Origin of the sequence: Protofrankia sp. Cas3, assembly GCF_963555955.1 — a bacterium.
Classification (GTDB): Bacteria; Actinomycetota; Actinomycetes; order Frankiales; family Frankiaceae; genus Protofrankia.
The window spans coordinates 34,346-43,991 of record NZ_CAUVXP010000032.1 but is presented as its reverse complement, the minus strand read 5'-3'; the positions used below and the strand labels follow the sequence as shown (position 1 = coordinate 43,991).

Genomic DNA, 9,646 nt, shown 5'->3' with positions numbered 1-9,646 from the left:
GGTTCGACCTGTTCCGGACCCGCCGGGTCCTGCTCGGCGACAACCGGCTTGACTACGACGAGCAGCGGGGCGGGGTGGCCCGAAGGCTGGATGACTACCGGCGGGAACCGTTCGCCCCATCCGGTATCTCCTTCAACCCGCCGCAGCCGGCCGACATCCACGACCGCCGGCTGGGCCTGAGCAAAGTGCGCTGGGGCGACCCCTATGTGCAGGCGACGCTGGCGGCCCAGGACGCCTGGTTCACCTGGCGGGCACAGTCGGCGTGGAGCGCGGCGTGGGCCGGTCAGGCGACCCGCTGGGGTCGCGCGTTCGAACGGGTCCGCCAGCAGTTCGGCGCGGTCACCGCCGCATTCGACGATCATGCGCATAACGAGCCCGGGATGTTCGCCAAGCGAAGTGCCGAGCTGTACCGCAACCGGGTCGGGGTGACCTATCTGCTGCCCCCGGTCGACATGGAGACCTTCTACCGGACGGTGCTCGAGCGGTTCGTCCGCCGTGACCACGGCCGCAACACCGCGACCGAGGCGGACGTGGTCACGGCACTGCTCGGTGCCGAGGGCTGGCGTCCGGCCTGGGCCGCGGCGATCGACCGCAGCCCGACCGCGGCGGTGGCGATCGTCCGGGAGCGTCTCAAGCAGGAGGTCAAGCGGCTGTTCACGCAGGAGAGCGACGCCGGTGCGGATGCGCTGCTGCCGACGATGGCGAGCCTGCTCGCCGGTGCGGCGCGGCGTGAGGCTTTGATCGCTGTCAGCGATGAGGTTCGCCAGTTCCAGGCGAAGGTTCACGGTCTGGTGCCGGCGAACTTCACCCCGCAGGGATCGGGCGCGCTCAAAGTGCTCATCTCCTACCCGGCGGGCGGCGCCGACCCGACGATCGAACGGTTCCTGCGGGAACAGATCCGTCTTCCCCGGGAACCCGACATGGTGGTCGAGTTCCGGCCGATCCACGCCGAGTCGATCGCGGTGGTGCTGTTCCGGACGTCCATGAGCATCACCGAGGTCCCCGAGCTGCGGGAGATCCTGCACCACTGGTCCGACGCCCTGGTCGACGAGCAGCCGCACGATTTCCTGAAATGGCGCCAGCGGGTCGGTTACGACTACGGCTGGCTGGCCACCACCGAGGAGCACCGGGTCCGCATCCTGCATCATCTGCTGTGCGCGATGTGGAACGGCAACGTCCGTACCCGGGGTGGTGAGCGCGACTCGCCGGCGCAGGTGCGCGTTCAGCTCGCCGCCGACGACGAGCACATGGTGTCGATGACCCTGTCGCTGGCGCCGTTCGAGCCGGCGTCGTCGTGGGGAAGCCTGCTGCGCGCGTACGAGGACTGGACTCTCGCGGACGATGAGCAGATCAGGCGTGACTTCTGCGAGCAGCTGATGCGGACCCTGCCCGAGGGCCTGTCCGGTCGGACGAAGGAGCCGAGCGAACTGTTCCTGCGGATGATCACTTTCGCCGGGGAGCAGGCCGCTCTGCTCGACGACATGCGCCGAACCCTGCCATCGGGCAGTCGGGTCTGGGCGGGTCAGCTCTACGATTTCTGGACGAGGACCTTCGACGCGGCCATGGAAATGCAGTTCGAGAACGTTTCGCTGCGGGCCCGAACCAACCTTGCTGAGTTGTGTGAGCTGGTCGTGCGCCGGCCGCGCGGCGCCAGCCCGATGCCCGGCCGCACCGGTTCTGGCCGGCCGGTGTACGGCCGCGCAGAGTACGACCGGCCGGAGTACGGCCGCACTGTGCCCGGCCCGGCGGAGGATTCTCGGGACGACCAGCGCTGGCAGGACGACGCCGATCAGGTGAAGGGGGGCTGGGACACCCCTCCCGATGGCGCCGGCGCGGGCGCCGGTGGCCGCCGCGGGCGTGGTCATCCTGACCCGGCACCCGACCGGGAATCCGGGAATGGCCGGAGCCGGAACGATTATCAGCCCGACAACAACCATGACGGCCGGCAGGCGATCGATCTCCACAAGGATGTCGGCGACGCGTCCGCACGTGGTGGAGCCGGAAGCCCAGGGGAGGACCGCGGGGTCGGTGACCATCGCGTCGTCGACCACCGGTCGGATGGTTATCGGACAGACGATTATCAGGCTGACAACTATCCGATTGACGATTACCCAGCGGACGATGAGAGCTGGTCGTGACCGAGTCGACCCTGAGTAGAGCCGCGCCGACGGTCGTCGAAATTGATCTCCGTACCCGTTATGCGGAGATCATGACGGTCGAGCGGTTCTCCGACATTCAGCGGGCATTCGTGCGGGATCTGGGCGTGGCGGAGAGCGATCCCGGACGGGTGCTGCTGATCGACGATTCCCGCCTGCTCGTCGAACATGCCCCAGGTCTTGAACGGATCATCACCGCCCGATCGGTGAATCAGGTCGTCTGCCTGGTCGTCGGCCCGCCCAACGCCGAGCGCGGCGACTCGGTAGACGGCGGTGATCATGTCTCCCAGGACGGTCGTGGCTATGCCGACCATGGCGATGATCCCGATCCCGATCCCGGCTACGGCGACTTCGACGACGAGTTCGGCGGTCGTGGGTTCGGCGGTGGCGGGGCCAACTCCGGCCGTCGCGACACCGCTGCGAACGCTGGGCGGTACGAGCGCCAGGCAGCCCGTCCGGGCCGGGGCGAGCCGGCCGCCGGCCGGGCATGGTCGGATGGTTCGAGCGGCAAGGCACCCACGGCCCACACGGCCTCCGCCCCCACCGGCGCGGACCGGGGCCGCTATGGGAGCCGTCCGGGGCGGGGGAGCGCTGCTGCTGCCACTGCGCCTGTCGGTGCTTCCCAGGTCGGCGGTTCTGGACCGCGGGCCGGTTCGCGCTCCGATCCGGCCCGGCTTGCGCTGGTCAAGCCCTTCGTCCTCCGAGCTCCGGTGGCCACGCTGTGGGTGAGCGACGCCCGGGGGGTTGGCTGGGGAATGGGCCAGACTCAGCCGCAGTCCCTGCCCGCACTTATGGATGATGCCGACGACGCGCCGGCGTTCGCAGCGTTGCGGGACGCACTGTGCCAGCACGAGGTGTTCGACGCGGTCGCCGAAAGGGTCGGTTCCATGGCGGATGCGACCGCCGCGCCCGGTCTGCGTGCGGTGGTCGGCCGGGTTGAGGACGGCGTGCTCTCCGACGCCCAGTTACGGGCGCTCGACCGGCTGCTCGCCCCGCACCCGGAGCCCGGCGAGGAGAGTGCGCCACCCCCGGCGCTCCTCACCGGACCGTTGCCGTTGCTGCTCGGGATGGTCGACCGGCGCGCAGACGCCGTGCTGCGGCCCGACGGCCTGATTAGTTCGTTGTTGCGGGAGTGCGCCGGCCGGATCGCGGATGCTGACGCCGCGGTGAAGGGCATGCGTGGCTGGCGGGTGCTGTTCAGCGGTCACCAACCGGGGATGGTTGTCTGGTCCGCGATGCGACAGGCGGCGGACCGGCTCGCTGAATTGCGGGATAACCTTCGGATCGAGTTCTTCGAAATTGACGGCAGCCGTGGGCTCGACCAGACGCGGCGTAACCGGCTGGATGAACTGGGCGTGGTGACCCGGGGATCCACCGACATTGTGCCCGGAGCCGTGGTCAACAGCCTGCGGGTTCTCACCGACAACGCTCTGGAGACGGGTCATTCGATCGTTGAGGCGTCCCAGTGGCTGTCCGGGATCGCACACCGGCTGTACCCGCGGGGAAGCCGGGAACACATCGACGAGCTGAACCAGATTTGTCCGGACAGCGTTCTCGACAACCTTGACAACCCGGGCCCGCTGCGGTTGAGCCTGGCCGCACCGCGGGTGCTCCTTGCGGTGGCCCTGTTCTGCTTCCTGGCGGCGCTGTGGTCGCCGCTCGACGGCGTCGCCGGAGCCGTCGTCAGCGTCGTTCCGGCGTTGACGATCGTTGTCGTGGCCGTGCTGGGCGCCTGGCTGCTGATGAACGCCCGCCAGGTCAGCCCCGACGAAGCCGGTGCACTGGACCTCGTCGCCCTGGTGCTGGTCGCCCTGGCCGCGGCCGGTGGGGGTTGGTATCTGCAGTGGTCCGCCACGTTGAACCTGCCTGCGTCGGTCCAGACGGGGCTTGCGGCATTCGGGTTGCTCGGGCTGCTGTTGTGGCCGCTGTGGGCATGGGTGTCCGCGGTGAAACGGTGGCAGCCACAGCTCGGCACTGCCGCTGTGGTGGTTGAGGAGCTCCGCAGGTTGGTCTGCCGGGTGGCGCTGTACGAATGGGTGCTCGCCGACAGCCGGCGCGAGGCGCACGACATCACCAACGCACTGACCGGCGCGCTGCTCGACATGCAGACAAAGCTGACCGATCACGCCATGCTACTGCGCGACCATCCCATCGGGGACCAGCCGGGAGGGGTGCCCGGCATCGACGTTGAGGTCGCCACCCTGCTGCGTGACCAGCGAGGTGAGATCGCCAGAGTCGTCCAGGAGGATCTGGTCGATCTGATCCAGACCGTGCTCCGGCGCTGTTGGAAGGATCTTGAACGGGGCGCGCCGGACGCGTTGGTGAACTACGTGTCCGCCGAGTCCGGGCAGTTACTGGAGGTCTACGCCGAACATCTGGCCCGCCGGGGTGTGCATGAGGCTCCGCCGTTCGCCCGCTCGGGCGAGCGGCGCGCGGTGCTCGTCGATGCGGTGTGGACCGAATCGCACCGGGTCGCCGAGGTGCTGCGGGCCACCAAGCTGGACGCGGGCATCCAGCAACTGTGCGGGCCGGAGGAGCTGAGCTATCTCGACGTCTCTCCGGACCGCGCGGATCTGATCCGTTTCGCGCCGCGGGCGGCCAAGGCGCTGTTCGCCCGTGGCCTCACCCGCCCGGGGCCGGTTGGTGGTCCTGGGATTCCACATCCCGGTGCCGATCTGGTCTGGACAGCCGGTGGCCAGGTCGCCGGCGTGCTGCGCCTGGTCCGGTTGCGCTCCGGTGTGGTCGAGACGCCAGTGGAGGGTCGGCTGTGACGCATCCCGATTGGAGGGCACCGGAGGCTTCGGACGGCCCACCGGAGGCATCGCCCGGCCCGGATGCCTCAACCGGTGGACGCCGGCCCGGCAGGGCCGAGTCGGCTGGTGCTGACGGCCGCGGCACCAACGGTTCGTCACCGGGTGGGTCCGGCGCCACCGGTGGCCCGTACAAGGAGTCGCCGCAGGGCCGCGCCGACGCGCTGACTGAACTCAGCTACATCACGACCTACGGTGAGCGCGAACAGCTTCGAATCCGGGTCGGGGAATGGGAGGATGCAGGCCAGGACCGGCCGGGAGCCGCCCGCCCGCCTTCCCGATCCGCGCCGTACCGCCGGCGCAGGGTGACCAACCCGGACTCCAATCAGGACTTCGTCCAGAAGGTGCTGCCGAGCGATCAGGTGACCGCGGACAACTGCGATCTCATCGACAACGAGATTCAGATCGGCCTGCATCTGCTGCGAACGATCGGCGAGACCCGTTACCCGCCGGAGCTGTCGAGGCTGGTCGGCTATGACGCGGACGCCGAGGAGCCGTTCATCCTGCTCGACGAGCGCGGCGCGCCCGCCGGCCGGTTCAGCAGGAAGATGTCGGCGACGAAGTACGAAGGCTTTCAGGTCAGTCTGTTCCGGGCACTGAGCATTCTGGAGGCCGTCAAGGTCGTGCACCGCAACCTCACTCCGGGGACGGTCCGCTGGAACGACCCGCGGGTGCAGATCACTGACTTCCAGCACGCCCGGCTGACCGGTGAGCCGGCCGGCGCCGCTCCGTCACCTCGCTGGGCCGCGCCCGAGGCGCGCCACGGCGGCGTCCCCGCGGATCCGGCCGCGGACCTCTGGAGTGCCGGATTGGTGATCGTCCAGGTGGTCGGAGGACCGCTCCCGTCCGGGATGACCGGACCGCCTGATCTACGTGCCGTCGGTGGCGGCCTGGACCGGACCCTGCAGGGCATCTTCGAACCCACCCCTGCGGGCCGACCGCTGATCGAGCTGTTCATGCGGGATCTCCGCGCTGAGCGGGACTTCGTGCCCGTCGACGCCTACCCTGAACCGGTCACGGCCGATCCCCGTTTTCTGGAAGGACGCCGGCGGTTCGCCGAACTGTCCAGGAGTAAGAGCCGGACCGCCCAGACCTTCGACCCTTATTCTGGTGACCACTCATGACCACCGATGACGGCGGGTTCCGCTCCCCCAGACGTACGGTTCGCTGCCCGATCTGCCTGAATGAGTTCGTCTGGGATGACGTGCGCCAGCTGTATGAGCGGGTCGACACCCCGGTGGCCGCGGAGCGGTACCGTCCACTGGAGATCCCGGCGACCACGTCGGCCATCAAGCGCCGGGATCGCGAGCTCGACGCGTGGAAACGCTGCCCGGATAATGACGGTGAGCTCACAGCCAACGACGGTTCCAAGATCGATCATTATCTCCCGGCGGCCTACGCGAAGTACGGCCGCCCGCTGGTCATCGGCTTTGTCGGTTTTGCGGAGAGCGGCAAGTCCCACCTGCTCGCCTCGATGGTCGGTGAGATCGAGTACGGCCGGCTGGAGGCGCTGGGTCTGGGGGTGGACCCGGTGGACGCGGGCGTCCACGAGAACTATCTCAGCGAGTTCGTCGACCCGTTGTTCAACGATGGGGAGGCGATTCAGAGCGACGGGATCGGCGAGTCGGCGAGTGGCGCCGAGTTCAAGGACGCGTTTCTGCTCTCCAACCCCGACCTGGGCGTGACCCGTGCGGTGACGTTCTTCGACATCTCGGGGGAGATTCTTGCGGAGAAAAGCCCCTACACGCAGTTCATCCTGGCAATGGATGCGCTGATTTTTGTAGTCGATCCGTATGTCGCGATCAAGGATCCGGCCGACGGCTCAACCGAAGGGAACCGGCCGCTGCGGCGCGACCGGGCGTTCGCCACTGTTCTGCATCGCTTCCGTGACCAGGAGGGCGCGCGGGAAAAGCCGGTCGCCATCGCAATCACCAAATGTGATCGCTGGCGGTTCGAACAGCCGGTCTCGTCCTGGCTGCGCAGGGACGGCCTGAGCTCATACCGGTCGGCCCGGCAGCCCGACCTGGCCACGATCTGGGAGGAGAGCGCCGACGCCTTCGCCTTCCTCCACCAGAACCACGCACAGGCGTGGCTGCGACCTTATTCGGTATTCTCCAGGGCGACACTGCATTTCGTCTCAGCGACCGGTTCGGAGGCCGTCGAGCCGCTGTCGCCCCGGAATGGGGACGTGAACGCACCCGCTGTCGGCGTCAAGAGATACTCCCGGGGAGTCCGACCCAAGCGGGTGCTCGATCCGCTGGCGGCGATCCTGGCCATGAGTGGGATGCTGGGTGACGAGGCCCGTGCCGTCGGTGGCGATTTTGAGCGGCCGGGACAGGGCGGAGCCCGGTGATGTCCGGATCGAATGTATCCGATCCGGACATGCCAGACTCCATTGCTGTCGACTATCTGGTCTACCGGTACGACCCGCCGAGGCGTGGTGGCGGTCTTTCCGGTTTTACTCCGGCGGAATCCAACCTGCCACCGCCCGAACGCGAGTGGTGGCACAAATCCTACCGCCACTGGTGGGAACCGAGGGGTACCGACATCAGGTGGGGGCCGAGCGTCTGCTATTTGATCGCTCAGGATCTGAACGGCAGAGACCGGGCAATACTTTGTTACCGTACCGCCGGCAGTAGCGTGGCACGAAAGGGTACCGTCAGTTTCCTGCTGATCGGTTCGCCGGACGAGCTCACGGCCGCTGTAGCCTTGGCGCTGGCCGACTGGAGCTGGGCCGCGGGCACGCCTTTCGACCCGGCGACCAAGCCTAATCAGCATTGGTACGTGACCGCAGGTGCCCAGCAGCGGGTGCCGCTGAAAACCCCCTATGTTGTTCCGGCGGCTGGCGACGACGACTACGAAAGCCTTCTGGAGCGGATCGTCGTCGATTTCCTGGAAAAGTCTGACAGTGCTCAACGTGCCCATCACCTACTTGTACCGGGAGTCGGGCCGGGTAAGGCGGTCCAGCTGCTGCAGAATGTGCTGGCGGCACTGGACAACGATCGCTGCGGCGCCCTCGTCAGGCGTTTTTCCTTTTCGGCTTCACAGAAAGACAACATACCCGCCGCTACCGCGCCACGGGTGGTATTCGCGACTCAGAAGTTCACCTGGCAGGGTGGGGGTCTGACTATCCTCGACGACCGGCATCCGCATCCGCATCCGGTGTACACCGACGCAGCCCGGCTTTTTGTGAGGGGTTCTCGTCGAGCTGATCGCCATATGTTCGACGAGATGGCGCGGGAACCGTTTGACCCGAATGATCCTCTCGGGTGGTGCGAGAGACTGATCGAAAATTCCGAACTGCGGCAATGGCTCGGCTCACCCGAAGGGCCTTCCGTCCCGCGTCCCGCCACGCTCCCCGTACTGCGGCCGGCCCCGACCGAAATGCCGGCTGGCGCGGTATCAACCCCACCTCCGGTCCCGTCCCCGGCCGGAATACCCGCAGGCCCGGGGCAGACCCCGCATCCCCCGTCCATCAGGGAGCATGTGATCGCCGTGTATGGAACGGGGATCCAATGGGTACAGGAAGAGGCGGATACCGGGATCGCGGTCGTCAACATTCTTGTCGACATGATTCGTGATATGGCCTGGTTAACGAACACACATGTACACGGCCTGCGCGCTGTCAGCCAGTTCAGGTTCGCCCCGGATCGGGATTTCGTTCCCTCAAAATTCGGCTCTTTTCACCGTCCCGAGGGCGTCGATGCACAACTGTCGAAACGTGTACTGGGGGTCGTCGAGCGGACGTTCGTCACGATATTCAAGGGACGATCCGACGTCATCAGCGAACTGCTCGGAGCGGTGAATGCCGCAGCGGCTACGGTTGATTCAAGCTATGTGAGGCCTCCCGCGGAGGCAGCCGAGCTGACCGCGGCGGTACAAGACCTTCGGGGCTATCTGACGCAGCAGCAAGAGGAGTTGAAAGACGCTGCGGCCGGGGAAGTGCGCGAGCTGTGCGAGAGCCAGCTTCTGGGGAGCATCGGGGAGGCATTGGAACGGATTAGTTCGGCGGACCCGTCGCCTTCCGATATAATCGGCTTTCTTGTCAAACTGATCATGATCGGTGGCGGACTGACCGATTCGCACGTCGCCACCATGCGTTGGATATGTCTTCGCCGTGTCCGCGACAGTCCATTCCAGCTACCCTCCGATGTCGCGGATGACGACCGGGCGCTCGAGGACCTTCTTGCCAAGATCAGGCAGCATCGTGGCAGAAATTCTGTCAATCGGCAGCGTCATGTGTCTGAAAATCATGCGTTTGAGGATGCGCTTCGAACCGAGTGTGGCAGGCGGGTCCAATACGGTCGGGAAATTGTTCAAAGGGTAATTTCTAATGTCACGGTCGTGGGTCTGGATGACCAGGTTGTCATCGACCGCCTGATCGCGGGGATTCGCAGCCTGGCTACCGAGCCGGTTGATCCGGAGATTCCACGGAAGCTCGGGGAACTGCGCAGAAAAGCGCACCAGGCGTTCGAACGCGATCGCGCCGCGGTTACGGTCTACCCAACGGAACAGCCGCCCGCCGTAAATCCACCCCATCCGCAAGCTCCTGAACGAAGCCCGATCGCCACGCGGCCGACCGTTTCCCGGCCCAAGGGTGCTGACTTGATTCCTCTCGGACCGGCCCCGCAAGCCGATGACGATGAAACACGATTCCAGCTTAACTGGGATTCGACCTGG

Annotated in this window: 3 protein-coding genes and 2 pseudogenes; all 5 read left to right on the top strand. The window is 66.7% G+C overall.

Annotated features, from left to right (window positions below):
* Positions 1-2,138: pseudogene (locus U9983_RS08805) on the top strand (hypothetical protein); the annotation flags it as partial.
* Positions 2,135-4,927, top strand: coding sequence for a hypothetical protein (locus tag U9983_RS08800; protein WP_322753541.1), 2,793 nt, complete (start codon positions 2,135-2,137; stop codon positions 4,925-4,927). The pseudogene U9983_RS08805 and the gene U9983_RS08800, both read left to right, overlap by 4 nt.
* A complete protein-coding gene (locus tag U9983_RS08795) occupies positions 4,924-6,090 on the top strand; it encodes a protein kinase domain-containing protein (protein ID WP_322753540.1) in 1,167 nt (388 codons plus the stop codon). Before U9983_RS08800 ends, U9983_RS08795 begins: the two co-directional genes overlap by 4 nt.
* A complete protein-coding gene (locus U9983_RS08790) occupies positions 6,087-7,319 on the top strand; it encodes a hypothetical protein (RefSeq protein ID WP_322753539.1) in 1,233 nt (410 codons plus the stop codon). Before U9983_RS08795 ends, U9983_RS08790 begins: the two co-directional genes overlap by 4 nt.
* Positions 7,319-9,646, top strand: a pseudogene (locus tag U9983_RS08785) (hypothetical protein); the annotation flags it as partial. The gene U9983_RS08790 and the pseudogene U9983_RS08785, both read left to right, overlap by 1 nt.